Origin of the sequence: Paenilisteria rustica, from assembly GCF_013820765.1 — a bacterium.
Classification (GTDB): Bacteria; Bacillota; Bacilli; order Lactobacillales; family Listeriaceae; genus Listeria_A; species Listeria_A rustica.
The window spans coordinates 43,127-69,697 of the sequence record NZ_JABJVM010000006.1; the positions used below are offsets into that span (position 1 = coordinate 43,127).

General features: G+C 41.7%; 26 protein-coding genes. 1 reads left to right on the forward strand and 25 read right to left on the reverse strand.

Going from position 1 to position 26,571, the window contains the following annotated elements:
- From HPK16_RS07480 to HPK16_RS16975, 4 genes are all read right to left on the reverse strand, one after another.
- Complete coding sequence (locus tag HPK16_RS07480; RefSeq protein WP_181676376.1) at positions 1–648, reverse strand: bifunctional 2-keto-4-hydroxyglutarate aldolase/2-keto-3-deoxy-6-phosphogluconate aldolase; 648 nt, start codon at positions 646–648, stop codon at positions 1–3.
- Positions 649–857: 209 nt separating this feature from the next.
- Complete coding sequence (locus tag HPK16_RS07485; protein ID WP_181676377.1) at positions 858–1,610, reverse strand: IclR family transcriptional regulator; 753 nt, start codon at positions 1,608–1,610, stop codon at positions 858–860.
- Between the two features lie 319 nt (positions 1,611–1,929).
- Positions 1,930–2,136 carry a hypothetical protein gene (locus HPK16_RS07490; protein WP_181676378.1) on the reverse strand — a complete coding sequence of 69 codons (207 nt, stop codon included), beginning with the start codon at positions 2,134–2,136 and terminating at the stop codon, positions 1,930–1,932.
- A gap of 82 nt (positions 2,137–2,218) precedes the next feature.
- Entirely contained in the window at positions 2,219–2,353 is a 135-nt protein-coding gene (locus tag HPK16_RS16975; protein ID WP_281368027.1) for a hypothetical protein, read from the reverse strand.
- Between the two features lie 346 nt (positions 2,354–2,699).
- On the opposite strand from HPK16_RS16975, the gene HPK16_RS07495 reads away from it, so the two are divergent.
- The gene (locus HPK16_RS07495; protein WP_181676379.1) at positions 2,700–3,365 is read left to right on the forward strand and encodes a CPBP family intramembrane glutamic endopeptidase; all 666 of its coding nucleotides are present in this window, start codon (positions 2,700–2,702) and stop codon (positions 3,363–3,365) included.
- Positions 3,366–3,595: 230 nt separating this feature from the next.
- On the opposite strand, the gene HPK16_RS07500 is transcribed toward HPK16_RS07495, so the two are convergent.
- From HPK16_RS07500 to HPK16_RS07600, 21 genes are all read right to left on the reverse strand, one after another.
- Entirely contained in the window at positions 3,596–5,503 is a 1,908-nt protein-coding gene (locus HPK16_RS07500) for a beta-glucoside-specific PTS transporter subunit IIABC (protein ID WP_181676380.1), read from the reverse strand.
- A gap of 215 nt (positions 5,504–5,718) precedes the next feature.
- Positions 5,719–7,485: a right-handed parallel beta-helix repeat-containing protein gene (locus HPK16_RS07505; protein ID WP_181676381.1), complete on the reverse strand. Its 1,767-nt coding sequence runs from the start codon at positions 7,483–7,485 to the stop codon at positions 5,719–5,721.
- Between the two features lie 107 nt (positions 7,486–7,592).
- A complete protein-coding gene (locus HPK16_RS07510) occupies positions 7,593–9,248 on the reverse strand; it encodes a peptide ABC transporter substrate-binding protein (protein WP_181676382.1) in 1,656 nt (551 codons plus the stop codon).
- A gap of 111 nt (positions 9,249–9,359) precedes the next feature.
- A complete protein-coding gene (locus HPK16_RS07515) occupies positions 9,360–9,974 on the reverse strand; it encodes a DUF1648 domain-containing protein (protein WP_181676383.1) in 615 nt (204 codons plus the stop codon).
- A gap of 22 nt (positions 9,975–9,996) precedes the next feature.
- Positions 9,997–10,632, reverse strand: a complete 636-nt coding sequence (locus HPK16_RS07520; protein WP_181676384.1) for an isochorismatase family protein — start codon at positions 10,630–10,632, stop codon at positions 9,997–9,999.
- A gap of 6 nt (positions 10,633–10,638) precedes the next feature.
- A complete protein-coding gene (locus HPK16_RS07525) occupies positions 10,639–11,157 on the reverse strand; it encodes a dihydrofolate reductase family protein (protein WP_181676385.1) in 519 nt (172 codons plus the stop codon).
- Positions 11,138–12,172: a zinc-binding alcohol dehydrogenase family protein gene (locus tag HPK16_RS07530; RefSeq protein ID WP_181676386.1), complete on the reverse strand. Its 1,035-nt coding sequence runs from the start codon at positions 12,170–12,172 to the stop codon at positions 11,138–11,140. The genes HPK16_RS07525 and HPK16_RS07530 overlap by 20 nt, the downstream gene beginning before the upstream one ends.
- 66 nt (positions 12,173–12,238) lie before the next feature.
- A complete protein-coding gene (locus tag HPK16_RS07535; protein ID WP_181676387.1) occupies positions 12,239–13,858 on the reverse strand; it encodes an RNA-directed DNA polymerase in 1,620 nt (539 codons plus the stop codon).
- A 133-nt stretch (positions 13,859–13,991) separates the two neighbouring features.
- Positions 13,992–14,633 carry a ribulose-phosphate 3-epimerase gene (rpe, locus tag HPK16_RS07540; protein ID WP_181676388.1) on the reverse strand — a complete coding sequence of 214 codons (642 nt, stop codon included), beginning with the start codon at positions 14,631–14,633 and terminating at the stop codon, positions 13,992–13,994.
- Positions 14,630–16,651, reverse strand: coding sequence for a transketolase (gene tkt / locus HPK16_RS07545; protein ID WP_181676389.1), 2,022 nt, complete (start codon positions 16,649–16,651; stop codon positions 14,630–14,632). Before tkt ends, rpe begins: the two co-directional genes overlap by 4 nt.
- 39 nt (positions 16,652–16,690) lie before the next feature.
- Positions 16,691–17,362 (reverse strand): ribulose-phosphate 3-epimerase, encoded by a 672-nt coding sequence (locus HPK16_RS07550; protein ID WP_181676390.1) that lies wholly within the window; start codon positions 17,360–17,362, stop codon positions 16,691–16,693.
- The gene (locus HPK16_RS07555; protein WP_181676391.1) at positions 17,363–18,016 is read right to left on the reverse strand and encodes a transaldolase family protein; all 654 of its coding nucleotides are present in this window, start codon (positions 18,014–18,016) and stop codon (positions 17,363–17,365) included.
- A 10-nt stretch (positions 18,017–18,026) separates the two neighbouring features.
- Positions 18,027–18,476: a ribose 5-phosphate isomerase B gene (gene rpiB / locus HPK16_RS07560; protein WP_181676392.1), complete on the reverse strand. Its 450-nt coding sequence runs from the start codon at positions 18,474–18,476 to the stop codon at positions 18,027–18,029.
- Positions 18,477–18,677: 201 nt separating this feature from the next.
- A complete protein-coding gene (locus tag HPK16_RS07565) occupies positions 18,678–19,709 on the reverse strand; it encodes an alcohol dehydrogenase catalytic domain-containing protein (protein WP_181676393.1) in 1,032 nt (343 codons plus the stop codon).
- A gap of 8 nt (positions 19,710–19,717) precedes the next feature.
- On the reverse strand, positions 19,718–20,764 hold the full coding sequence (locus HPK16_RS07570; RefSeq protein WP_181676394.1) for a galactitol-1-phosphate 5-dehydrogenase: 1,047 nt from the start codon (positions 20,762–20,764) through the stop codon (positions 19,718–19,720).
- A gap of 27 nt (positions 20,765–20,791) precedes the next feature.
- Positions 20,792–22,072: a PTS galactitol transporter subunit IIC gene (locus tag HPK16_RS07575; protein ID WP_036060425.1), complete on the reverse strand. Its 1,281-nt coding sequence runs from the start codon at positions 22,070–22,072 to the stop codon at positions 20,792–20,794.
- A gap of 69 nt (positions 22,073–22,141) precedes the next feature.
- Positions 22,142–22,420, reverse strand: coding sequence for a PTS sugar transporter subunit IIB (locus HPK16_RS07580; RefSeq protein WP_220132282.1), 279 nt, complete (start codon positions 22,418–22,420; stop codon positions 22,142–22,144).
- On the reverse strand, positions 22,417–22,905 hold the full coding sequence (locus tag HPK16_RS07585; RefSeq protein ID WP_181676395.1) for a PTS sugar transporter subunit IIA: 489 nt from the start codon (positions 22,903–22,905) through the stop codon (positions 22,417–22,419). The genes HPK16_RS07580 and HPK16_RS07585 overlap by 4 nt, the downstream gene beginning before the upstream one ends.
- Before the next feature lie 12 nt (positions 22,906–22,917).
- The gene (locus HPK16_RS07590) at positions 22,918–24,990 is read right to left on the reverse strand and encodes a BglG family transcription antiterminator (protein WP_181676396.1); all 2,073 of its coding nucleotides are present in this window, start codon (positions 24,988–24,990) and stop codon (positions 22,918–22,920) included.
- Between the two features lie 328 nt (positions 24,991–25,318).
- Positions 25,319–26,065, reverse strand: coding sequence for an aldo/keto reductase (locus HPK16_RS07595; protein WP_343064807.1), 747 nt, complete (start codon positions 26,063–26,065; stop codon positions 25,319–25,321).
- A 125-nt stretch (positions 26,066–26,190) separates the two neighbouring features.
- Entirely contained in the window at positions 26,191–26,547 is a 357-nt protein-coding gene (locus HPK16_RS07600; RefSeq protein WP_181676397.1) for a winged helix-turn-helix transcriptional regulator, read from the reverse strand.
- Between the last annotated feature and the right edge of the window lie 24 nt (positions 26,548–26,571).

Sequence of the window (26,571 nt, forward strand, 5' to 3'; positions counted from 1 at the left end):
CTATTCTCCTTTAATTTGCTGATACTTTGCCATATAAATCGACGCCATTTCCGTAACTTCGGCAAAATTATTTGTTTTGGCTGAGGCTAATAGATTGCCGCCTACACCGACCGCGACCGCACCTGCTGCAAACCAATCCGCCATATTTTCTACATCAACCCCACCTGTTGGCATCATATTTAAATGCGGAATTGGTGCTTTGAAGGCTTTGATAATAGCTGGCCCGTAAAGGTTTCCTGGGAATAGTTTAATAATATCCACTCCAGCCTTTAAAGCAATTCTAGCCTCACTAATAGTCATACATCCTGGTAAATATGGAATTTGATATAAATTACAAACTTCGGCCGTGTCCAAATCGAATGTCGGGCTAACAATGAACTGCGCGCCAGCCAAAATCGCAAGCCGTGCTGTGAACGCTTCCAAAACAGTCCCGGCACCGATGATTATTTCTGGATTATCCTGATATTTATTCCTCAGTTCTCGGATAGCTTGATCCGCATCTGGAACGGTAAATGTTAACTCGATTCCTTTCATCCCTCCTGCAATGACCGCGTCACTCGCTTTTATTGCACCCACTTTCGTATCGTGTCTGATAACTGCGATAACCCCTGCCAACTGCAATGATTCTAAAAAATGTAGCTTTTGCATGTTAACCCCTCCGATTTCCTATATAGAAATATTTATTTCTTATATGTAAAATATGTGTTTATTATATACAGATTCAAATGAAAAAGCAAGCCCCTCTGTTGAAGAACTTGGCCAGATTATTATTCATATGGCTACTAAATTAACTGCTGACCACATTATATACAAAAAAAAACACCCCATTTTATTTTTTTGGGGAGCTTCTTAAAAATCTATAAAATAGCTTCAATTTCTTGTTTTGCACGTATAATTGCTGTTGTAATTTCTTTTTTATAGGAATCTGTGATGCGATATTTGGGAACACTAATACTAAATGCCCCAATAATTTCTTGCTCTTTTATCAATGCTACACCTACACAGATGATGTCGTTCTCTACCTCTTCGTTATCATAGGCGATGTTTGTTTCACGTACCTTTTCAATTTCCTTCTCTATTTCAGCTGTATCCGTGAGTGTATGTATTGTATATTTCATCAAATCCGTCGTCCTCAAGTATTTCTGATACGCTTCTGTACTAAACTTAGCCAATACCGCCTTGCCCATCGCTGAACAATAAAGAGGTCTTGTAATCCCAATCTTAGATGACATTCGGATCACCTGATTTTTAGGATCTAATTTGTTAATATACAAAATCTCGTTCATATTTAAAACACCCAGATGTATCGTTTCATCAATTTGATTTTGTAATTTTTCCAGATAAGGAAGTGTTGTTGCCACTAATTCCGTCTGTTTACTATCTTGATTCGAATACTTCATAAATTTAGAACCAATCCGATAATTTTTTCTATCATCACGGCTGACATAGGACACCAATAAAAGCGTATCTAAGATTTTCAGTACGGTTGAATTCGTCATTTTCAGCCCATCCGAAATTTCTTTCAAAGAACTGTTTGGATGTTCGAATAAAAAATCTAGAATATCAACGGCTTTCAGCAGAACCGATCCATATGGTTTTTGATTCGTCATTGTTTCCCTCATTCCTTCCTTTTAAAATTATATTTACATTTTGCGGGCACCTTTTATTTCACACGACGTTTTTTACTAGTCAAAATCAATTTGGCTACTAGTGCAGCTACAGCTAACTTCCCTACATTATTCCAACCTTTCTTTTTCACGATAACCGCCCCCTCTATACTAGTGTAAGTTTTTTTCAAGCAATGCACAAATGAAGCCACTTATTTTTTGTGTTTTATTTGTCGAATTCCATAAAAAAAGCCCGAACACATGGCTCAGGCAAAATTTAAAACCTAGGGAGTTTTAAATGAGTATATAGTTTAAAGCGGTTTTACCATTCGTAGCGATCGTTCTTACTTGCGTTACGACGGTGACAGTTACGTGGGTTACCCCAAATGCGATATAGCAGATACACAACAAGTGCTAAACCTAGAAGTGGGAATAGGAAGTGCATCGTGATACCAATGACTTTGAATAGGATATTAAGCCCAATAATAGCTAGAATAACGGTGAATAAGTATTTGAAAAAATTGTTCATTTTAATAACCTCCAAATTTTATTATATCAACTTTTAACGTTAGCATGATTAAAATCTATGTGAAATCGCTTAAGTGCCACGATTAGTTTTTAACGTCTAGAATTTGAGCTGTTGATGGCTCGGCTGGAATGGTGGTATGTAGTTTTACCGTTTTCGCAGGTACGATAATTGGCTGTGTCTGTGTTCCAACTAGCAACATAATCATTAATGCTGACATTAGACCGAAAATCCCTTTTTTCACGTCGTTCACGCCCTTTTGTTTGGTTGATACGTTTATTATAGCTGGATTTATTTTTTAAAACGATAGGCTCTGGGCTGAAAATTCGTACGCCCCAAGTCGGATTTGTTGGGAGCCTTTGAAATGAATTAGGCTCCCAATATGCATGCGAATGAAATGAGCAGGTAATCCTTCGTGAGCCTTCGAGGACGCCACTCCAAACATAAAACCAACCTCCCAACCCAACTCCTTTCATCGCACCATATGCCCAAACCATCTTCCCCTTGGAACCTACCCCCATTTAATGCTATGATAAAGAACATATCAAACACTTGGAGGGAACAAAATGTTAGAACAAAATCAACCGCGAATTTGGACAATTATTTGGGTTTTCGGTGTTTATTTATTACTATCGCTTATATTCCAGATTGCGAGTATCGTTTGGGATGTATTTGCCGGGAATGACGCTTTGGATATGGTCGTCACGTGGCACAGTGAACTTCTTAGTTTAGCCGCGATGCTCATTACGCTGGTCCTTGCAAGATGGCAACGCATTCGATTTTTCAGTCGCGCTCGGATTAGTTGGAAAGGATTTCTGTTCGCAGCTGTTGTGATGCTTGCCGCGATTGGCATTAGTTCCGTGGTAGATTACCTTGGTCAGAATTTCTCTTCCTATACGAATACGCAAAACGAGATTCTGTTGGAGGATGTTTATTCGCACGCTTCTTGGTTGCTTAGTTTTATGTCAATTGTTATTATCGCGCCCTTTGTGGAGGAAATTATTTTCCGCGGATTTCTGATGCAACAACTTTTCCGAAATCGACTATGGCTCGGCTGGATTGTTAGTAGCTTGCTTTTTTGCGCGGCACATGTTCCGACAGATTTCGTTAGTTTTCTGCTTTATTTGATTCCAGGCATTGCGCTTGGCGGGATTCTGTACAAAACCAGACGACTCGAACTCACTATTTTCGCGCACTTTTTGAATAATTTTATTGCGTTTATTTGGACGTAAAAAAGCAGCGACAAAACTCAATATAAAGCAAAAGCGCCCTCCCATTTTTTCGGGTAGGACGAAAAATTTTGCTTTATTCAAATCGAGCGAAAGCGTTTGTATTCAGGGGATTTGGTAGAAGCCGGAAGCGGAGCATACTGGTGTATGTGAGAACCGGAAGTCTGCCAAATCCCCTGAATGCGAACGCTTGTCGCCGATTTATCTGGGTTATGTCCCAGACCCCTTTTGATTTAGATAACGAGTGTGATAACGCGGTCACCCGGTTTTACTTCTTCTTCATCGACAACCATAACGTCTAAATATTGATTCGTATTTGTTACGATAATCGGCGTCGTGATGTCATAGCCTTCACTTCTGATGCCTTCGATGTCGAATTCTGTCAGTAATTGACCCGCTGTAATTTTATCGCCTTGTTTTACGTGGACGGTGAAGTATTTTCCTTCTAGTTGAACTGTGTCCATTCCGATGTGCATCAGGATTTCAGCGCCTGAATCGGTTGTGATTCCTACTGCGTGACCTGTTGGGAACACCATTGTTACTGTCCCATTTGCTGGTGAATAGAGTTTGCCTTCTGTTGGCACAATTCCCAAACCTTTGCCGAGTGCGCCGGATGAGAATGCTTCATCTTTAACGTTTACAAGTGGGATAAGTTCACCTGCAAGTGGAGATACTAAAACTTCTTGTTCGATTAGTGTTTCGCTTTGTGTTACGACTGGCGTTACGGATGCCGCTGTTTCTACTGGATCTTTGAAGCCAAAGATGAATGTTAAAATGAGACCTAGTACAAAGCTGACAACCATCGCTAGCATAACCATCCAGAATTGGGTTCCGATTGGGCTACCTGGTTCGATGAAGTTCGGGATACCGAAGACACCAAGTCCGCCAAGGATGTACCCTTGTGAGCCTGCAAAACCGATGATTCCGCCACCGACTGCTCCGGCGATACAACTCATGATAAATGGTTTTTTAAGTGGTAATGTAACCCCGTATATGGCTGGCTCTGTTACGCCAAAAATTCCGGAGATGAATGCTGGGAAACCAAGTGTTTTGATTTTTTGATTCTTTGTTTTTAGGATAACTGCTAGAACGGCACCGATTTGTGCAAAAGATGCGCCGAATGTCATTGCTAGAATTGGATCTGCATGTAGTGTCGCAATGTTGTTGAGTGCCACCGGGATAAGCCCCCAATGAAGTCCGAAGATTACGAATACTTGCCAGAATCCGCCTAGGAATAGACCTGCGATAACTGGACTTAAGTTGTAAACCCATAGTGTTCCTTGACCTAGTAAGTCGCCTGCCCATACTGCAATTGGACCGATGACGATGAATGTTAGTGGAACAACGATTAGTAATGTAAAGAATGGCACTAAGAAAGTTTTGACTACATCTGGAATGATATTTTTGAGTCCTTTTTCAACTTTTGAAGCGAAGAATGTTGCTAAAATAATTGGAATAACGGATGATGCGTAACTCATTAGAATGACTGGTATTCCAAGGAATGTAACGTGAATTGGTGATTCAAAAAGCGTCCCTGCAAATAATGTGTACAAGGGTTTTCCGGCTGTTAATCCTGATATTGCTGGATAGACGAGCGCGCCACCAATGGCCATCCCGACGAATATGTTACCGCCGAATTTCTTGATGGCTGTGTAACCTAGGAAAATTGGGAAGAAGTAAAATAGTGCGTCCCCAATTGCGTACAAGATTTGATAGGTTCCTGATGTTGCTGTCACCCAGCCGAATGCTAGGAACATCGATGCGAAACCTTTAATCATACCGGTTGCGGCTAAAACGCCTAGAACTGGAGTAAATACGCCTGAAATCATGTCGATAAATTTATTGAAAAGGTTGCCGCCGCCGTCATTGGCTGATCCTTCTGCGCCTTCTGCAGAAATACCGCCAACAGATAGTACCGCTGCGTATACATCTGGAACGTGGTTTCCGATAACAACTTGATATTGGCCGCCACTTCTAAGTACGGAGATGACGCCATCCATTTTTTCTAACTCTTCTGTTTTCGCAATACTCTCATCTTTCAGTTTAAAACGCAATCGCGTGATACAATGGAATACACTATTGATGTTGTCTGTTCCGCCGACTTTTTCGAGAATGTCTTTAGCGAGTTGTTCATATTTCATAATATAAACCTTCCTTCTTACCTTATTTTTGCACAAAGAAAAACCCAAACCGTTTCATGGGAGAATACATGTGTATCCCACGAATCAGCTTAGGTAATGCCCGTAGATTGGTAACAATCCTTTGCGATGTCTATAATATATCACAGGTTGAAAACGATTACAAGTAGTTTTTTTAAATTTATTTATTTTTATTTATGGCTTTAAAATTTGTGCTGTTATTTGACTTGATAGAGGATTGTGGAATTATTTGTATAGTTTCCTTTTGATTCTGATATTTGCATTTTAATTTGATTACCTCGAACGAGTTTGATTGGAATATTGAAGTTTGTTGCATTACTTTTGACTAGTTTATGTTCGGGTGTCAGTGCTTTGCCTGCTAGATTTGTGATTCGGATGTATTTCGTTTTTGTTTCATCGGCATTCCAGATGACCGTTCCTTTTATTGCTTTATTGGAGTAAGTAATGGATTTTAGTGTTGTGCCGATGTAATTTCTAGCCGTTTGATAGAGTTTACCGTTGTTTTTATTGTTATTTAGAAATAGAAGTTGTAGCGCATCTTTTTTACTGGTGGAAGAGCCGTCGACCATACTTCCTAGATTGGTACTGCGAATAGTGTTGTTAAAAACGCTTAGTAGTGCGGTTGGGTAATAAGCTGTACGTTTATTTTCTATTATCGGGACTTCGCGAACATTGATGAGCGAGCGGTAGTAATTGTTGATTTTACCGACAATTCGGAAGTTGTTGGCTTGGATTGTGATCCCGTTTAGAAGCCCTACATCACTTATTCCTGCAAAAATTCGGACGGGATAATAGATATTTCTGGATGTGAAACTGTTGCCTGTGAGGACGATTGCTTTGGGTCTGATTAAGGTATTGCTTTTGCGCATATTGGCTGTAAAAAAAGAGAATGTGTCTGGGCTATCGATATTGATTGTGTTGCCTTGATATAGAGCATATTGGGCACCACTTGCTCGGAGCGCGGTATATCTTGTATAATTGGGAACCGTTTTGAGACGCCATTTTTTTGCGATCAGTGGATTATTAGGGTTTACCTTATTTGCCCCTGTGGATAGGTTGATTTGATTATTTTTAACGGTAATGTATTGATTTGCAGGGCCATAGCTATCGATTGCGGCATCTTGCATGCTGTCCAAGGTTTCACCGCTTTTTTTGACTGCGTCGTAGTGGTAACTGCCGTAACGCTGCATCCAATCGATGACTTGATTGTTGGAAATGTTGATGCCACTGTTTCCGTAGTACATCACAATGCCACTTCTGCCAAGGTTTTTCAGACGATTATTTGTGAGAGTGACATTATCTGAATAGGTTAGCGAAATACCACTTTGTAAACCAGAATTTAAGAGCTGTGTCTTTTGAATGGTGATATTTTTTGCTTTAGCGATGTTGATAATACTCGTGCCAACATTGTTCGCATTGAATATCATATTGGAAATTTTGATATTTGTTTTTAGCGCTTTCTTGGTGGCGGCTTTGTATCCTGCGGAGGTCTCCGTTTTTGTAATCATCCCAATATTCAGGAGATTATCTTGATAAAAGTTAGTTGGATTCGATAGATAGTTGAATTTAGATATGGCGGGATTATATTGCAGTGTAAAATTTTGAAGGGTTATATCTGTAGCAGATTCTTGACTTGTTTGTGTAGAATCTGTGGTCATCGGGGCATTGTTCATTGTTAGCGTTGTCGCTGTGGGAGATGTGGTTGGGCCAGTTAGGACAATATGCGATTTCAAAATAATTTTACCGTTTATATAAAATAAACCGGCTGGTAACGTTACCTGTTTCGCGCTCGTTGCAGATGCTTCGTTAATTGCGGTTTGCAATAACTTGCCGTTTTGCGTTGCGATTTCTGGTGTTGTGCCTTTCGTTAAGGGTACAATTTCTGCCTTAGCTATTTGGGGAATAAGGAAGAGTAGAACTAGGGTGAAAATAATTCCTGCGCTATACGTGATGGTTTGCTTCATGTGAACCACCGCTTTCTTTAAATGTGTCGAAATTGTGACTTTTTATTAATATACCGCAAAAAAATACATTTCAAACGCACAATTCTGCATTTGAAATGTATTTTTATTTACTTATTCGTTTTTGACATCCATTTGTAATTCTCTGAACCGATGGGATATGCGATGTAATCTTGTAAAGCTGCTTTTTGGAGATATGCGCGTCCGCCTTGGTATAGTGGTACCAATGTAGCGTTATCTTTGAGTAAAATTTGCTCGGCTTTTAAGAGTGCTTCCCAACGTTTTTCTGGGTCATTGGATAGGGATCCTTTTGCGCCTAGTACTAGTTTGTCATACTCTGCATTAGAAAAACCGGTGTGATTTCCTGGGCTGTCTGTTAGGAATAGGTTGAGATACGTTAGTGGATCTGAGTAGTCTCCGCCCCATCCCCCTAGTAGCATTTCGTAGTCTTGGCTAATATCGGCTACGAAACTTGCTTTTTGTGTGACTGTTTTAATGTTGACGGTTAAGCCTGGCAGATTTTTTTGAAGCTGGTCTTGCATGAACTCTGTTTGTTGTTTTTGAAGGGATGAATCGCCGGCTGTTAAGGCAATGGTTAAGCCTGATTTGCCGATTTCTTTTAACCCTGATTCCCAGTATTTCTTAGCTTCTGTTGGATTGTAGCTTAAAAGATCGCCATTTTGTTCGCGGAAATCTTCTTTTGTTTTTGGATCAAACATGATTTTAGTAGGCACATTTCCATTTAGTACTGCTGAACCGTTAGCAAGTAAACGGTCTACCATGGATTGTTTATCGATTGCCATGGCCAGTGCGCGGCGGATATTGACGTTTGCTAGGTCGGTTTTCTGGCCATCTTTGCCTTGGTTCATTTTAAGGTAGACAGAGCGCCCTGTGAATGTTTTATTGAAATCTGGATCATCTTTGTATTTGGAAACGAATTCGCCGTCAAGTTCGATACGATCTAGTTTGCCTGTCGTGTATAGATTTAACGCCTGATTCGTGTCTTTTACAACCTGAACGTCGATTTTATTCGCTTTCACGTTCTTTTTGTCCCAGTATTTATTATTCTTAACGTAATCCCATGTTTTTTTCGTGCCGTCCCAATTCTCTAGTTTGAATGGGCCGTTGGAAATGAGGTTTTCGCTGGATAAAGCGTAGCGGTCGCCTTGACTCTCAATATACGCTTGGTTTTGCGGGAAAAATGTGCCGGTCGTCAGCAAGTCTTTGAAAATAGGTACTGGGTTTTCAAGCTCAACTTGTAGCGTTTTGTCGTCCAATGCTTTGACGCCAAGCTGATCTGGGTCCATGTCCCCTTTCAAGATTTGCGTCGCGTTCTTCACGATTTCTTCCATCTGTGGGCCATATGCGGCGGCTGATTTCGGATCGACGACTTTTTTCCATGCGTATTCGAAATCAGCGGCGGTCACTGGTGTTCCATTCGACCACTCGGCGTCTTCACGAATTTTGAAAATCAGCGTTTTACCGCCATCTTTTTCTTCTGGTTCTGCGGCAGCCATGGCGAGTGCTGGTTTGCCATCTTTATCTAAACGATATAATCCTTCATATACTTGATTAATTGCTTTAAAACTGACGCTATTGTCCGCGGTCGTTGGATTCACGCCCGGTATTTCGCCGGTTTCCATGATGTTAATCGTGCTGCTTTCTTTTTTCTCCGTGTCTTTTACTGCATCTTTTGACTGACAAGCGGCAAGTAATACAAGTCCTAAAAGCATTAGGATGCCTAACATTTTTTTGCGCAAAATCATGTCCCCCTTTTCATTTTGGCCTAAAAAAAGACCAAAGATCTGTCTCCTTTTCAAGACATCTCTTTGGCTTTATTAAACCACAAACTGTATTCATTGTAAACTGGAACTGTACTATTTTTTATTTAAGTAGACGCCGGACCCGACGATGATAATTGTCATTGATAATAGCGCTGCAAGCATGATAATAGAGGGATCGTTGAACATGAATATGCCGAGAAGCAGGAATGTAAATCCGACTACTGACAACGTTATAACAGTTATTTTTCTTAAGCTATTTCGTGATCTTGCGTCTATCTTTTTAAAGCCGATGAGTGTGAGCCATAAGAATATTTTTTTGGAATTTGAAAGGTACATTGCGGTCAGGACTAGGAGCGCTCCAACAAGTAGTAGGCTGTAGCGGCCTGTTGGGATTTCGTAGCCTAGACTGAACAGGATAATCGTCACCTGAATGATCGCGAGTAGGATTAGTAATGCGTAGAACATGTACTCAAATTCCAAACGATTATCTGGTTTTACTTTCTCTTTCCCGTAGTATTCTGTGCCGGTAAACATCACCATGAGGAAGGGAATTAAAATTAAGCCAAGCCATTTTTGGACGAACATATCGGGTGAAAAATCCGTTCCAAAATGTACCGCTACCTCGCTTGGGAGTAAGGGATACGTTGCTAAGGTTAAAACTAGTGTCGAAAAAATAACCATGCTTGGAAACATTCCAATTCTTTTCATTCGTCTCGCCTCTTTCCTACATTTAAATTTGGCGATACGTGGCTAATTCAGCTCGGTCCTTGGCTATCCTGACGTTTTTTAGAGTTCCCAGATGCGCTGCTGTGTCGTGATAACCGCGCTCTGTCAAAGCACGCGTCGCAGGCAAATATACAACAACCGCGAAACCTGCTCTTGAAAGCTGTTCCACCGTCGTTTTTACACAAAAATCAAAGGCTAATCCTCCAACAATAACAAGGTCTATGTCTCGCGCTCTCAGAAATTCAATCACGCCGGTCGACAAGTTCTCGCGAATATCGTGATAACAGGCGCCATATGGATGCAAATCTGGCTCCATTCCTTTCCAAACAAAAAGATCATATTCGGATGGATGTGGCAGGCCTTCTAGTAATTCAAAGCCCGGCGTTCCCGAAATACAGTGCTTCACCCAAGTGAGGTCGGCATCTGGAAAATCGAGCGGCTTTAGCATTTCTTCAGGGGTTGCGACTGTCCATACCGCCTGTTCTGGATGTGCGTCTTTGCTACCAATCCGAACGCTTCCCATCGTTGCCATAAACTCTAGCTCTGGAACGATGCGATCTCCTTCTGGAATTGGAAGTTCATCTGGGCAAAGTGGTGTGAAACCTTTTTGTACGTCGACATCAAATGTTGCTATTTTCATGATTGATTACTCCTTTTTGCGATATGTCATCTGCGTGAATTGGCCATATTGAACGACTTCTTCTAATAATAGTTGTTCCCGTGCGCCTTTTTCAAAAAGTGGGATACCGTCTCCAAGTATGATTGGTGCAACGGTGATGATAAAGCGATCAATCTGTTTTTCTTCCAAAAATTTCTTCACAAGTTGCGCACCACCGACAAGCCAAATACTCTTGCCTTCTGTTGTCTCAAGCCAATTTTCGACGGAGCCATTTACAAATGCTGCGTTTTCATCTTTTGTACCCGCTTTTTCATTGGAAAAAACATAAACATGCTTCTTGCTATATGGAAATGTATCGGTGAGCGTGAATAATTGCTTGTAGGTTGTGTGGCCCATTACGACGGTATCAATTTCATTCAAAAAAGTCGTATAACCGTTGTCACCAGTGCCTTCAATCTCTTCCAACCAGCCGACGCTTCCTTGTGTGTCCGCTATATATCCGTCTAAACTCATCGCAATGAATAACTCAATTTTCTTTTTTGACATCCTCATCAAACCCCTTCACTACTAGTTTTCCGATCGACTTCCCTGATTCTAAAATTCGGTGGGCTTCTTTTATCGTTGTGGCGTTTATTGGCGTTAAGGCCTGGTTCAATGTTGATTTTAAAAATCCTGCTTCAAATAACTCTGCGGCTTTTGTTAAAATATCGTGCTGGCGTACTTTATCAGGCGTATTGTATTTGGAACGGGTGAACATGAATTCGTAGCTCACTGTCACGCTTTTGTCTTTGATGAGGCTCATGGATACTGGTTTTTGAAGTTCTACGATCGAACAAATATGACCTTGCGGTAAAATAATTTCTTGCATCGCATCCCAATAAGCATCCGTGTTATGTAGACATAAAATATAGTCTACACCGTCAAAACCGAGTGCTTTTAATTGTGGCAAAAGGGCTTCCCGATGATTGATAACATGCGTCGCGCCCTGCTGTTTTGACCAAGCTACCGTCTCATCTCGAGAAGCCGTCGCGATGACTTCAAGACCGGCCCATGCGGCGATTTGCGTTGCGATGGAGCCAACACCGCCGGAACCATTGATAATTAGGAGCGACTTTCCCGCGTCCGCGTCAGGAATGATTCTGATGCGATCAAATAGCGCTTCCCATGCCGTTATGAGCGTGAGTGGCATCGCAGCGGCTTCTTCGATAGATAAGTTTGCTGGTTTTGGGCCAACTAAATGTTCATCGATAAGCTGGAATTCGGCGTAGCTTCCTTGTCGCGTCACATCCCCAGCGTAATATACGGCGTCACCAACTTGGAATAATTCAACAGCGTCACCGATTTCTGTGACAATCCCGACAGCGTCCCAACCGAGAATTCGCGGTGTTTCTTCCACTGTATCTTTCGGTGCACGCAGTTTTGTGTCTACTGGATTGACCGAAATGGCTTGGATTTTGACTAGTAGATCGTGTCCGCTTGCTTTTGGTTTATCAAGTGTGAGATCAAGAAAACTTTCTTCGGCTTCGATTGGTAGATATTTGTACAATCCTACTGCTTTCATATTTACAACACCTCGCTTCTTTATTATTCCCCGTCTCATTGGAAATAATGCGTGGATTGGGGAATTTTATTTTTTAATAAGCCTGTGGATATCTTCTTTCCTCGACATAGTATACTTAGCTAAAATATCATTATTATGTATACCAATATCCTTAAAAAATGGATTCTTCTCTCCTTTTGACAGTTTAATTTGGATAAGTTTCAAAATTTGTCTCTTTTCCCATTGATCTGCTCTTTTGTAATATTGACGTATTTCTATTACCTCTCCTCGAGTTAGTAAATCATCAAATGACTCCAGTAAAGCTCTGCCAATGTAATCACCTGAGTTCCTTCTTAATTTCCGAAAATAAGTTAATAAAATGTCCTTATCTGCTAAATTACCACTGCTAAAAACTCTGACTAAGTATACTAAAATATATTCTGGCACGTTCTCTTTCTCAAACCATAAAGCAAATCCCCTCTTTATCTCACCCAGTACCTCCGTATCATTTAATTCATTTTCATACTTTATGAGTACATCTGTAAAATATGGTATAAACTGCGGAAGCTTATCAAGCATTTGGGTAATATCAGCAAACAAATCATACCTCTTCTTTGCTACAATTATTTTGATAAACCTAGTTAGTTCTTCTGGCTGAATAATAATCATTTTTTTCAATTTTTCCAAATGTTCAGTTTCATCTTCCTCACTTAGTAACAATACTTCTCTTTGAGTTAGTGCTCTAAATTTAGTTGGTATAAGACCTGAGTATCCTCTTATTATTTTCGAAGACTCTAATGTTTCTTTTACTTCCTCAGAATCCCCTGATTCTACTTCATTATCAGTTATCTCAATATTATTCAATTTCAGTTGGCTAATATCCTTAACTTTAGTTTTGTGCGAATTCAAAAAAAGGCCTTCACGATTAAGAGCATCTGTTAGCAAAGACAGGTGATGGTAAGCGGTTGCAGAATCTTTAGCAAAGATTCTATAGTCATCAACAAATCTACAAAAATCAACATTCTGAGATATAAGATAATTATCAACTTCAATAAGTGCTGCTTCCGCCAGAATCCGAGAAGCATTAGAACCAATTGGTAGTCCATAAGAATCTCTATTTGCCCAAAAAATTAATAATTCATTTAATAACTTTACTGTAGATGCTTCAATCCTATTATTTGATAATAAAATTGATTCTAATCTATGTAAGTTTAAACGATCATAAAAATTTGCGATATCACACTCAATAAGTACTTTGACTGTTCGTATTTTACTTCTATCTGAAATGTACTTTTTAAATGAAGTAAAGTGATATTTCGTATCAAAAAGCAAGCCGTTTTTGGGTAATAATCTGTAAGAAAAAACTTTTTTATCTGATTTATTAACGCGCATCTGTTCAATATCCTTGGCTAATAGTAGTACCATCGTAAGATACTTTACTTCATCAACGATATCAATGAATGCACATTTCCTAAAATCAGAAATACTCTTCTTTGGAACCAATATGTGTCCAATTTTATTAAACGCCATTTTGTCAAAACTTCCAGTTGATAAAGCATCTGTTGTAAAATCAATTATTTCTTTTTCTATTTCTTCTTTTTCTAATAAATTTAATTCAAATGGTCTATTAAATAATTCTACATCTGTTGTACCTTCCTTTTGTATATTTTTAATGGCAGCTTTGCAAGCATTTCTAATTTTTTTCATAATTTCCTCCCTTTTTTGCATCTAATGATTTAGCAATACATGTGTGTATATTCACTAACCTCCATCTTATCATTTTATACAAATTTATACAATTAAAAAAGAGCTCTATACTAGATCCCTTTTTTAATTATTCTCATATTAAATTTAACAATGCTATTTCTAAATTTGGTGAATGAAACAGGTAAGAGCCTGCAACTAGGACATCCGTACCCGCTTTTTTTGCCAGCTCGGCGGTTTCTTGATTGATTCCTCCGTCCACTTCGATCAGGTAGTTATAATTATTCTCTGTGCGCCAAGTAGCTAGTTTTTCAATGTTTTCGAGCGTTTCTGGGATGAAGCTCTGACCGCCGAAGCCTGGATTTACTGTCATTTGAAGGATTAGGTCGGCTTCTGATAAGACGGCGTTCAAGGCTTCGGCTGGTGTGCCCGGATTTAAGACAACACCTGCTTTAGCGCCTGTTTTCTTGATTGCTTTTAGGGTCGCATGGATGTGTGGGCAAGCCTCAATATGCACGGAAATGATCGCCGCTCCTGCGTTAGCGAATGCCTCGATATAGCGTTCTGGTTCGGCGAGCATGAGATGGACATCGAGCGGGACGGTGGTGCTTTTTGCAATCTGAGCAACCATGTCGATACCGAATGTGAGGTTGGGTACAAAATGTCCATCCATCACATCGATATGCAAATAATCGACACCCGCCGATTCCATTCTTTTGATTTCCTCGCCTAGTTTTAGATAGTCTGCCGCGAGAAGGGACGGGGCAATAAGTGTCATGATTGTACACCCTCTTTTGCGAGCAGGTTAGCTGTTTTTTCCGCGATGATCGGCGCGCTAAGACCATACGCTTCAAAAAGTTTATCCGCTGGGGCTGAGTCGCCGAAGTGATCGATGCCAATGTTGAGTCCAGATGTTCCTGTGAATGCTTTCCATCCAAATGTGGCGCCGGCTTCGATGGAGATTCGTGCTTTCACCGCGCTTGGCAACACGCTTTCTTGATAGGTCTCGGCAGTCTTAGCAAAGCGGTCCCAACTTGGTAAGCTCACGACGGAAGCATCAATGTTGTATTGATCATGCAAAACTTGTTGGGTTTCTAAGGCAAGCGCGACTTCGGAACCTGTCGCAATCAGGACGGCTTCTGGGATGGCTTGGCGCGATGGTGAGACTGTGTACCCGCCATTTTTGACGCCTTTATCGATGTTTTCTTGTGGATTTGAAAGCACCGGCAAGTCTTGGCGAGATAGGACGAGCGCGATGGGACCTTCTTTATTTTCTGCTGCAAGCGACCATGCTGTGCGAGTTTCTTTGGCATCGGCTGGACGGATAATCGAGAGACCAGGCATTGCTCTTAGTGACGCCAAATGTTCGATTGGCTCATGTGTTGGGCCATCTTCGCCGACTGCGATGCTATCGTGTGTGAAAACGTAGGTCACAGGCAGTTTCATAAGTGCCGCCATTCGGATTGCTGGACGCATATAATCGGAAAAGACGAAAAATGTGGAGCCAAAAACGTTAAGTCCGCCGTGCAACGCCATTCCATTCAACATTGCGCCCATCGCAAATTCGCGGACGCCGAACCAGATGTTGCGTCCTGATGGTTTTTTTGCTGTGTAAGCTGGACTGTCGTCGATAAATGTTTTATTGGAGCAGCCTAGATCTGCGGAACCTCCGAATAATTCGGGAAGCTTGGTTGCCAATGCATTAATCATTTTTCCAGATGCAGTTCGGGTTGCTATTTTTTTATTGTCAGCGCCATCAAAAGTCGGGAATTCGGATTGCCATTTTGTTGATAATTCACCTTTCACAACACGTTGAAATTCAGCGGCAAGATCTGGATAGGCTTTTGTATAATTCGCAATCAGATTATTCCACTGCGCTTCTTTGTCGGCACCTATTTTTGGATAGTTTTTGAGATATTCTTGTACTTCTTTAGGTACTGTAAAAGGTTCGTGATTCCAGTTGTAGGCTTGTTTTGCTGCGGCAGCTTCTTCTGCGCCAAGTGGTGCGCCGTGACTCGCAGAACTGCCTGATTTTGTTGGCGCTCCGTAACCGATGACCGTTTTCACTTCTATTAAGGTTGGTTTTGCGCTCCTTTTTGCTTGGGTAATCTGCGCTTGAATTTCCGTTAAATCGTTCCCATCTTCTACGCGTAAAACTTCCCATCCGTAAGCTTCGAAACGCTGTTGTACGCTCTCGCTAAACGAGGCGCTTAGATCGCCGTCAAGTGAGATATCATTGGAATCGTAAAGCACAATCAGCTTTTCTAACTGAAGATGTCCAGCGAGTGAGGCAGTTTCTGCGGCCACGCCTTCCATCAGATCGCCATCACCACAAATCGCGTAGGTAAAATGGTCAACTATCGGATAATCAGACTTATTATACTGCGCGGCAAGGTGAGATTCGGCCAATGCCATTCCAGCAGCCATCGCAATTCCTTGTCCAAGCGGGCCACTTGTTGCGTCCACACCTGCTGTAAAGCCATGTTCTGGATGCCCTGGAGTCCTACTCTCATACTGACGGAACTGCTTTAAGTCGCTTATTTCCAAGTCATAGCCAAATAAGTGCGTGAGGCTATATAATAAAGCTGATCCATGACCTGCGGCTAAAACAAAGCGATCGCGGTTGAACCAATTTGGGTTCGTCGGATTGAATTTGAGGTTTTTGGCCCAAAGCATGTAAGCCATTGGCGCTGCTCCCATCGGCATTCCTGGATGTCCTGAGTTTGCTTTTTCTATCATATCGATCGATAAAGTTCGGATTGTATCTACCGTTTGTTGGTCTAATGTTTTTTTCAATGCATTCACTCCTAATTGTGATTTTTCGCACATAAATATTTATCTTTCTACTTGCGACCAGATTTGAACGCAGCGTTCGGAATAGGTTTTATTGTCATTTTTGTGAAAAAGAGCAGACGTTCCGAGTACGAACACATCTGGAATACAGTCGCTCATTTTGCCGATCGTCGTTGCATTGATATTGCCATCCACTTCGATTAAAGGTGCATACGCGTTGTCTGCGAGTAGCCCTTTTAACGCACGCAATTTTTCTAACACATCAACTTGAAAACTCTGACCCGCAAAACCGGGATTCACCGTCATCATCAAGACCATCTCAACCTCATTTAAGTACGGCAAAATAGCTTCAAGAGGTGTTTCTGGATTAAGTGCGATGGCTGGTTTGATATGGTGAGCACGGATTTTTTGAATAACAGCCGAGACATCTTCGCAAACTTCTACGTGAAAAGAGATGTACTCTGGTTTTATCTTGGCGAACAATTCTATATATTTAAGTGGCTCTATCGTTGCCAAATGAATATCAAGTGGGATATTGGTCGCGTTTTTCACTGAGGCCAGCCATTCTGGGCCTAGCGCTAGGTTGTTGACATAAACGCCATCCATGACATCGCAATGTAGGAGATCGATTCCTGCTGCATCTAGTCTTGCTAATTCGTCTGCAATATGTAGCTGATCCGCGCACATGATAGACGCTGCAATACGTGTTGCCATTTAACGACGACCTCCTTTTGCATCGAGATTGAAGGCGTGGATGCTATCTGCTGCTAACTTATTTTGCATCATCACTGTCACTAAATCTGTTGGAATAGTGACATCCGTCGCCCCCGCTAAAAGTGTTTCTGTAATCTGTGCTGTATTTTTGAAACTAGCTCCTAGTATTTTCGTCGGTACGCCAAGCTGTTTAAAAAGTTGGGCAGTATCTGCTATCACATGCGCTGGTTGAAGTCCTTGATTCGCCATTCGATTCACGTAAGGCGCTACCCAATCGCATCCGGCAAGAGCCGCAAGATAACTCTGTTCTACTGAAAAAATCGCTGTCGCTAAAATTTCGACATCTGGGCGTTCTTGTTTTAATTGCGTCATCACGCGGAATCCTATCTCATTTGCTGGAATTTTAATCGCAATTCGGGCATCCTTTGAAAGAATTATTTGGGCATCTTCGTATAGCTCCGTTTGCGTCTCGCCTGTCGCTTGAATAAAAAGACGCTGTTCTTCACTCAAAATCGATAATATTTCCCGGGAAATATCCGCACGCGATCGTCCTTTTTCTTTGGCAAGTAAGGTTGGGTTTGTCGTAACACCCGTTATCCAGCCAAATGCCAGCATCGCTTCGATCTCCGTTATATTCGCTGTATCTAAAAACATTACCTTCACCTCACGATTCGTTTTTTAGTTCGATATCTGTGATCATTTGCAATCGGCGTTCATGACGTTCGCCTCCAAATGTCGCATCTAGCCAGGTATCTACAATGAGGAGCGCCAACCCTTCGCCAACTACACGTTCTCCGAGACATAGGATATTGCTATTGTTATGTTCCCGTGTCGCCTGTGCGCTAAAGCAATCAGAGACTACAGCTGCGCGAATTCCTGCAACTTTATTGGCCGCAATTGACATCCCGATTCCAGTACCACAACATAAAATGCCAAGATCGACCTCACCACTAACAACTTGATGCGCCACTTCCTCTGCATAAGAGGGAAAGTCTACACTATCATCGCTATACGTTCCAATGTCTGATACATCAATGGCTCGCGCCTCCAAATGAGTCACAATGGCATCCTTTAATCGTCTACCTCCGTGATCACATCCAATAGTTAATTTCATTTTATTCACCCTCATCCTAGATTTTTAACCCCTGATTCGCGTATAATGAATGGCAACAGATCTCATGTGATACGCCAATATGACATCAGATCTGTTGCTTTTTAAAGGATAGCAATATGCTTGAACGGGCTCGCCAGCTTGGTCTTGTGTATTCGTTGTCCTTTTTTTAATTGGTTCAGCATTTTTGCCATCCTCCTATTCTTAAGATTTCACTAAAACTTTAATCTCATTTCCCGCCATCACGGCCTCAAAACCGTCACGCCATTCTTCTAGATCATAGACTTTTGTAATCATGCGTTCCGTATCAATTTTTCCATTCGCTAGTAGATCAAGCGCAATATGCCACGAACTTGGTTTCTGCGAACGACTGCCGATATATGTGATTTCGCGTTGAATAATCGATTCTTCATCAATTGGATTACATTTTTCAGCAAAAAGCCCAACTTGGCCGAATGTTCCTTTTTTCGCGGTTAATGGAAGTCCTTGATTCACTGCGGGAACAGCGCCTGAGCAATCAAATACTTTATCTGCGCCGTAGCCATCCGTCATCGCAAAGACTATTTCCCTCAAATCTTCCTGCATCGTATCCACAATTCGGTCCATTCCTAGTTCAGCCGCCAACTCCAAGCGATCGCTGTCCTTCGTAATCCCCGCCATAATCACCTTGGCACCTTGCGCTTTCACGACTTGTGCCAATAAAAGTCCGATCGGTCCAGGTCCGAAAATCAATACGACATCGGTCGGCTCAATCGTCGTTTTTTCAAGCGCTGCATGGACACAACAAGCAAGTGGTTCTGTAAGCGCCGCGGCTTGATACGAAATCGAATCCACTAACTTATGGCAGCTTTCCTCTCGTGACAAGACATATTCCGCAAAACTTCCGTCCGCTTGCGTTCCAATTCCACGCCTGTGCGCGCATAAATTATACTCTTTTTCCAAGCAAAATTTACACTTCCCACACGTTTCAAAAGTCGTCTCACTTGTTACGCGGTCGCCAATTTTAAGCTCCGTCACATTTGGCCCAATCGCAACCACCTCGCCAGAAAATTCATGCCCCAGCGTCACCGGTGTTGTTGGATTTCCGTATTCGCCTTTAAACGTATGAATATCGGAACCGCAAATCCCTGTATAGGCGACTTTAATTTTCACACGATCGCCGTAAACCTCAGGCTCAGCAACGTTCTCCAATACCATTTTGTCAAATCCTGATTCTGTTTTAACAACTGCTTTCACTTTTTTCCTCACTCCTCCTGTGGTAAAATCATCACTTTGTTATAGTCCTCTTTTCGCCCTAAAATCATCGCAAAAGCGTCTGCCGTCTGATCCACTTTATACCGATGAGAAATAAGCGGTTTCAACTTGATTCGCCCTTGATTCACGAAAGCAATAGATGTCGTCCACTCTTCCCCTGGAAATGGCGCTGAATAAGAATTCCAAAAACCTTTCAACGTTAATTCGCGGCGGAAAATATTTTCAAAAGCTTCTTCTGGTAGCAAGACGTCAGCATACGCAATGCCTAAATATCCAATCTTGCCCTTTTTCTTCGTTACACGTAAACATTGTTCCTGTGTGATCTTAGAACCAGCACACTCAAGCGCAATATCCGCGCCACTTCCGCCAGTATATTCACGCACTTTTTCAGCCAAATCTTCCTGAAGCGGATTAATCGTGTAACTACAGCCAAATTTGCTCGCCTCGGCCAACTTTCCGTCGCTAATATCCACCGCGATAATATCCTTCACGCCCGCCAATTGCAGACACTGCACGACAAGAATTCCGATTGTCCCAATTCCAAAAACAACAACCGTATCGCCGAGCTCTGGCTTAATTCCTAACACGCCATGCATCGCCACAGCAAGTGGTTCCAACATCGCCGCCTCTTCAAAATCCATATCACCGATTCCGATCACATTGGTCGCCTTAAGCACCACATTCTCCGCAAAAGCGCCGTGAAAATGTGATCCTACCATTCGATAATTTTCGCATAAGGAGAACTCGCCTTGTTGGCAGTACTCACATGTCCCACAAGGAACGAGCGGGATTCCTGCCACACGTTCACCGATAGCAACACTCGTTACATCCACGCCTTTTTCCACAACAACACCTGCAAATTCGTGTCCCATAACTGCTGGAAGTGGATATTTCCACCGCGTCTGCATTTTATGAATATCCGAACCACAAATCCCAGCTGCCATGACTTTCACGCGCACTTCATCCTTGCCACAAATCGCTTCTTCCACCTGCTCTGCCTTGATTTCATTATTTTCATATAAAACCGCTGCTCGCATTTGCTAACTTCCTTTCAAAAAAAGCTTTTATTTCCCGAAAAGAGCTTGATAGCCTTCTGAGAATTTCAAAATTAACCAGTTTAAGAAGTTTCCACCTAGATCAAGACTCGATACTTTTGTTGCTCCGTCTGGCATTTTAAAATCGGCGCCGTTCATCATCGCCGTGTGTGTATCCGCGAAATTCGTTGCCATCAGTAGAGAGAATGCGATAACGATCGTCCCCGTGATGAGTGATTGCACAATATTCCCTTTTCGAGATGCTACAATAAATGCGATGTAAAATGGAATTGTCGCCAAATCCCCAAACGGTAAAACCCGGTTTCCTGGCAAAATAACCGCTAAGAAAAGTGTGATTGGTACGAGCATTAACGCCGTCGACATAACCGCTGGATGACCAACAGAAAGCGCCGCATCAAGCCCAATATAGAGCTCACGACCTTTAAATTTCGATTTCATAAACTCACGTGCCGCCTCTGAAATTGGAATTAAGCCTTCCATCAAAATTTTAACCATACGAGGCATTAGAAGCATAACCGCTGCCATCGAAATACCAACTTGGAATACTTCCCCGACATCGTAGCCAGCAAGTAAACCGATGCCAATACCTAGGATTAAGCCCATCATCATCGGCTCACCGAAAATACCAAAACGTTTTTGAATCGACTCTGGATCAGCATGAAGCTTACGCAATCCTGGTATTTTTCCAACAACCCAACCAATCGGAATTCCGACCAGTCCAAAAGCTGCCGTAGAACCAGTTGGCATCGAAATACCTTTTAGGCCATAAAAACTTGCTACCATAGGCGCTGTTTTATCTGCAATAATCAGAACCGCAATTTCGTATAAAATCGCGCAAAGAATAGCGAACCACCAGTTTCCACCAGTGACAACATAACCTGTGGCACCAGCCGCGATAAAATGCCAATAGTTCCAAATATCAATATCTAACGTTTTTGTGATTCTGAAGAAAATAAGTAATAAATTCACGATAAGACAAACCGGAATTAAAATGGCTGCTACCGGTGATGCCCACGATGCTGCAGCCGCTGATGGCCAACCCGCATCAATAATTGTTAAGTTAAGTCCGAAACGCTCCACCATTTGTTGCGCCGCGGGGCCAAGATTAGTCACGAGTAAATTAATAACGAGGTTAATCCCTACAAAACCAATACCTATCGTAATACCTGAGCGAAATGCCTTTTTAAAGCCAGTCCCAAAAATCATACCGATAATCAGAATTGCAATCGGCAAAATAACCGTCGGACCAAGATTTAAGACATATTGTACTCCATCTAAAAGCTTATCCATACCCTTTTCCTCCTTTTTAAATGGGAGCTATATTCGATTGACGTCAAGCTCCCTGTACCCATTCTCTATTTACTTCAAATTTGCTAGGATTTCTTCATCCAATTCTTCCATACCAATTCCTGAAATATAAGCCGTCGCAATAATCGCTGGGATGCTATACGTTGTTGGTAAAATAGTTGTCGATACGATTAAATCTGCTCCCGCTTGTTTCGATGCTGCTTCCGCAATCTTAATTTGTTCTACGTTGGCATCAATTCCGTTATCCTTCAACAAATTCTCCACACGATTCATAACGACTGTCGATGTTGCGATTCCTGCTCCACATGCTACCAATACTTTTTTACTCATAATTTTTCCTCACCCTTCAAATGTAATACGACTTGCGACAACGTTTCGATGATATCATCCGCCGATTTTGCCGCGAGCAGTGCTTTTACGTGTTCTTCATTTTGGATTGCGCCCATTAATTGTTGCAAAACGGCAAGTTGGCTGTGTGGCTCATTTAGCCCCAACACAAAAATTAAATTCGCCGTCGTTTCTTGATTTGCGTCCGCCATCTGCTTGAACGGAATTCCCACCTCGCTTGTTAACACCGCGATAAATTGTTCGGTCACACATTCTGGGTCCGTGTGCGGTAAAGCCACCCCGAAATTCTCTAACTGCAAACCTGTTGGAAAAATTGCTTCCCGTTCCGTGAGCTTCTCTAAAAACTGATCTGTAATCATGTCTTTAGAAGCTGCACGCGTCGATACTTCTGCAAAAAGCTCGGTTTGATCCTGGCAAGGCGTCTGCACCCAGATCAAATCTTTCTTTATAAACTGTACTAAATCCATTCCCATTCCTCCTTATTTCGCTTTTCCCTCGAGTTCTACGATGAATTTTTGAATTGTCTGATGGATGATTTGCGGTTCCTCTAGTTGCGCGATTTTTTTCAATGTTTTTTTATGTCCAGCAAGTTCCATCAATTGCAGTAAAGCTTGAAAATGAGCGTTTTTATCAATAGCCGCAATCACTACGACAAAATGCAATGTGCCACCAGATTCAAGCGCGAGGCCTTCTTCGATATAAAGCATGCTCATTCCGAGTTCTTTCACGCCTTTTTCAGTTTCTGCATGAGGAATAGCAATGGTCTGCCGTAACACAATATGCGCTGCTGGCGTGACATGTTGCCGCATCATCTCGTCAACATATGCTTCTGTGATCGCTCCTTTTTCAAGTAACGGTTCGGACGCCATCTGAATCGCTGTTTGCCAATCTTTCACTCTTTTCGTTCGTTGAATCATCTCTGGTTGCAATAAATCAATTAACTGTTTTTTTTCGTCTATCAAATTTTCAGTCATATTCATTGGCTGCGTTAAGCATTCCGCAAGCGCCCGAGCCAGCCGCTCCTTATCCTGAACATCTGCGTATTTTTCGACTGCCCGCATCAACTGTTCCACGCTCACACCGCTTTCGCCAACCATATAAACCGTTCGCATCACTCGACGTCTAAGCTCCAATCGTTCCTGCTCATCCATCAATTGATTTATTAAGAAAATTTTCTTGTCCGATTGAAGTGGCACTGCCGAAAAAATTAAATCATATCGCACGTTTGTCCGTTCAAACTCACGAATCGACATGGCTTGATAAAAAAAGATTTCTGGAAATAAACTGCGCAACGTCTTTTCCATCAGGCGCGAAATTGACAATCCGTTCGGGCAAACAACGACGGCTTTCAGTCTCGTCTGCAATCGCTCCGTCGTATCAATCAAATGACCACCAATAAACAACGTGATAAAAATACTCTCATTTTCAGGAATACGCGTTCCAATAAATTTTTCTAGCGGTTTGAGGGACTGCTTCACAATATAATGTACCGCTTCAAATTCCTGATCAATCTTGTCCAAAAGACTATAATCCGTCGTTAAATGGTATTTTATCCGATAATACGCCGGTTTGATGTGCGCAAATAACTTTTCAAGTAGCGAATCCTTATCCACAAATTGAATGCACGCCTTCTTCTCAAACTCACTCAAAACCTGAGCCACAGCCATTTTCAAGCGCGGCGATGTTTCATTCGTTAAGTCATTTTTCGGTAACACGTTCGAAGTTAGCAGTTGCAGCGAAATGTATAGCCGCTCCGTCTCCGAAATATACGGTTCATCCTCGATCAAAAGCTTGGCCGCACCATATTCCTGCGTATCCGACAGCTCGTTAAAATCAATTAAAAATTCCGTCGTAATACGCTGCCCTTTCCGGATTCGCCTGAAAATACTTTCCAGAATATACGGTAAAATCTGCATTTTGTTATCGATAAACGTCAAATTCAACTGCACTTCCACCGCCACTAAATGATCCCGAATCTGCTCCACGCGCGCCGTTTCAATCTGCATAAAATGACGCAATAACTGCTCACCATTATAGCTCGAAATAATATGTCCCGCCGCGTAAATCAAGGCCGAACGCTGATTCCACTCGTCACCGCAGACCTGATAACCGTTCATCCTCGAATAATGCACCTCAAGCCCAAACGTATCGAAAATCGCCTGCACACCCTTCAAATCTCGCAAAACTGTATTTTTACTTACTTCGAGTTCACTAATAAAATGATTAAGCGACAGCTCCTCTTGACTCGTTGAAAGCATCAAAATAATCAAGCTCGCCCGTTCCTTTTCGGACAAAATATACCGATCTTCCTCCTCCCCATTTGCCGTGCCTTCCACTAACTGAAACAGGTCAGGTTCCACAACAAAACGCCCATTCGCCGACCGATGAATTTTCGGATATGCCTGCTCTTCCAACCACTGATTCACCTTCTGAAAACTATAATCCACCTGCCTGCGGGTCAATCCGAACTTCTCCTGTAGCTTGGCATTCGATATATTAGGATGCCGCAAAATCTCTTTTAACAGCACATTGCTTCGTTCATCCAAATACATGATATCCCTCCTGTTCTCTTTTATTATAGAACGGTTTCCACCAAAATTGTACACGCTTTCATCCCAACATCTCGTTAAGAAATTGTACAGCATGGGGCTTTACTTGTGATTCTCTTAACAGAATCGCGTCTATAAAAACGCAAAAAAGCTCGTCTGGCGCACAACTTGCGTGCCCAGCGAGCAAAACAAAAACCACGTCTACCATAACTATACGGGGCAGACGTGGAGATTTCAATAAGAATTATTTGACATGATTTATAATTCTAAAAAAACGGTTCTACATACAAACTCAAATATTTGCCTCACAATCGTCTCTTTTCATTTATTATTAACCTTTCAGAAATGTTGTAAACCATAAGAAGAATTTATTATGTGGATTTGGTCCTGTTCTTTTATCCTTATCTAGTTTAGCGATTGCTTCCATATCCGTTTGTTCGAGAGCGAAATCCCAAAGGTCAATATTCGATTCAAGTCTTTTTTGATTGGATGATTTCGGGATAACTATCGTATTTCTTTGCAAATGCCACCTCAATATAATTTGCCCAATGTTTTTATGATATTTTTCAGCTAGAGCCTTCAATGTTGGTTCTTCAAAAAGTCCTTTATTCCCTGCTCCAAGAGGGCTCCATGCCTCGTGCGCAATATTATGCTTTGTTAGGAAGTCAATCATCTCATTTTGTTGGAAATATGGATGTATCTCTATTTGGTTTACTGCCGGTACAACGCTCCCATGCGCTAATATATCTTCTAAATGTTCCAGCGTAAAGTTAGAGACACCAATCGATTTGGCCTTACCTGCTGCGTAGATTTCCTCCATCGCTTTCCAGCTTTCCATGTATTTTTTCGACGGCCAATGAATAAGGTAGCAATCCACGTAATCTAGTTGTAGTTTTTTTAGTGATTTTTCAAATGCTTTTTTAGTCTGGTCATAGCCATGGTCCGAATTCCAAAGCTTCGTCGTAATAAATAATTCTTCTCTCGTTATATCCGTTTTATTAAGCGCATTACCCAGAATATGCTCGTTTCTATAAAACATTGCCGTATCAAATGGCGATATCCAGCCTCGAGTGCCCATAAAACTGCATTTTCCAACTCTTCTTCTTTTTTCAAACGGTATAATCCTAATCCAATTTGCGGCATGGCAACTTTATTATTTAAAATTATTTCCTCCATTTTTGATGCTCCTTTTTAGTAGTAAAATTATTTGGTATCTGATTTTCTAGCTAATCGAGCCTCGCCCCACGCACATAATTCATCTAATACTGGTATGAGCGACTGCCCATCTTCGGAAAGACTATACTCCACTTTAGGCGGTATTTGACTGTATTCTTTTCTTATGATTAATCCGTCCTCTTCCAATTCCCTCAATGTATTCGTCAGTGTTTTGAACGAAATATTTACGAGTTCTCTTTTTAGCGCGTTATATCGAATCGGCTCTTTATAGGAATACAGCACGTACAAAATGAGCATCTTATACTTGCCGCAAATCAAAGACCATGTGTAGCCAAAGCCTGTCTTTTCTAAATCTACATTCTTCGTATTGCAATCTAATTCCATTTTCACACTCTCCTCGTATAATAA

What these genes read in the sequence shown, in the direction of transcription:
- HPK16_RS07480 (WP_181676376.1), bottom strand. Translation starts at nt 648, where the DNA reads ATGCAAAAGCTACATTTTTTAGAATCATTGCAGTTGGCAGGGGTTATC.
- HPK16_RS07485 (WP_181676377.1), bottom strand. Translation starts at nt 1,610, where the DNA reads ATGACGAATCAAAAACCATATGGATCGGTTCTGCTGAAAGCCGTTGAT.
- HPK16_RS07490 (WP_181676378.1), bottom strand. Translation starts at nt 2,136, where the DNA reads ATGAACAATTTTTTCAAATACTTATTCACCGTTATTCTAGCTATTATT.
- HPK16_RS16975 (WP_281368027.1), bottom strand. Translation starts at nt 2,353, where the DNA reads ATGTCAGCATTAATGATTATGTTGCTAGTTGGAACACAGACACAGCCA.
- HPK16_RS07495 (WP_181676379.1), top strand. Translation starts at nt 2,700, where the DNA reads ATGTTAGAACAAAATCAACCGCGAATTTGGACAATTATTTGGGTTTTC.
- HPK16_RS07500 (WP_181676380.1), bottom strand. Translation starts at nt 5,503, where the DNA reads ATGAAATATGAACAACTCGCTAAAGACATTCTCGAAAAAGTCGGCGGA.
- HPK16_RS07505 (WP_181676381.1), bottom strand. Translation starts at nt 7,485, where the DNA reads ATGAAGCAAACCATCACGTATAGCGCAGGAATTATTTTCACCCTAGTT.
- HPK16_RS07510 (WP_181676382.1), bottom strand. Translation starts at nt 9,248, where the DNA reads ATGATTTTGCGCAAAAAAATGTTAGGCATCCTAATGCTTTTAGGACTT.
- HPK16_RS07515 (WP_181676383.1), bottom strand. Translation starts at nt 9,974, where the DNA reads ATGAAAAGAATTGGAATGTTTCCAAGCATGGTTATTTTTTCGACACTA.
- HPK16_RS07520 (WP_181676384.1), bottom strand. Translation starts at nt 10,632, where the DNA reads ATGAAAATAGCAACATTTGATGTCGACGTACAAAAAGGTTTCACACCA.
- HPK16_RS07525 (WP_181676385.1), bottom strand. Translation starts at nt 11,157, where the DNA reads ATGTCAAAAAAGAAAATTGAGTTATTCATTGCGATGAGTTTAGACGGA.
- HPK16_RS07530 (WP_181676386.1), bottom strand. Translation starts at nt 12,172, where the DNA reads ATGAAAGCAGTAGGATTGTACAAATATCTACCAATCGAAGCCGAAGAA.
- HPK16_RS07535 (WP_181676387.1), bottom strand. Translation starts at nt 13,858, where the DNA reads ATGAAAAAAATTAGAAATGCTTGCAAAGCTGCCATTAAAAATATACAA.
- rpe (WP_181676388.1), bottom strand. Translation starts at nt 14,633, where the DNA reads ATGACACTTATTGCCCCGTCCCTTCTCGCGGCAGACTATCTAAAACTA.
- HPK16_RS07550 (WP_181676390.1), bottom strand. Translation starts at nt 17,362, where the DNA reads ATGGCAACACGTATTGCAGCGTCTATCATGTGCGCGGATCAGCTACAT.
- HPK16_RS07555 (WP_181676391.1), bottom strand. Translation starts at nt 18,016, where the DNA reads ATGTTTTTAGATACAGCGAATATAACGGAGATCGAAGCGATGCTGGCA.
- rpiB (WP_181676392.1), bottom strand. Translation starts at nt 18,476, where the DNA reads ATGAAATTAACTATTGGATGTGATCACGGAGGTAGACGATTAAAGGAT.
- HPK16_RS07570 (WP_181676394.1), bottom strand. Translation starts at nt 20,764, where the DNA reads ATGCGAGCAGCGGTTTTATATGAAAATAATGAAATCAAGGCAGAGCAG.
- HPK16_RS07575 (WP_036060425.1), bottom strand. Translation starts at nt 22,072, where the DNA reads ATGGATAAGCTTTTAGATGGAGTACAATATGTCTTAAATCTTGGTCCG.
- HPK16_RS07580 (WP_220132282.1), bottom strand. Translation starts at nt 22,420, where the DNA reads ATGAGTAAAAAAGTATTGGTAGCATGTGGAGCAGGAATCGCAACATCG.
- HPK16_RS07585 (WP_181676395.1), bottom strand. Translation starts at nt 22,905, where the DNA reads ATGGATTTAGTACAGTTTATAAAGAAAGATTTGATCTGGGTGCAGACG.
- HPK16_RS07590 (WP_181676396.1), bottom strand. Translation starts at nt 24,990, where the DNA reads ATGTATTTGGATGAACGAAGCAATGTGCTGTTAAAAGAGATTTTGCGG.
- HPK16_RS07595 (WP_343064807.1), bottom strand. Translation starts at nt 26,065, where the DNA reads ATGGGCACTCGAGGCTGGATATCGCCATTTGATACGGCAATGTTTTAT.
- HPK16_RS07600 (WP_181676397.1), bottom strand. Translation starts at nt 26,547, where the DNA reads ATGGAATTAGATTGCAATACGAAGAATGTAGATTTAGAAAAGACAGGC.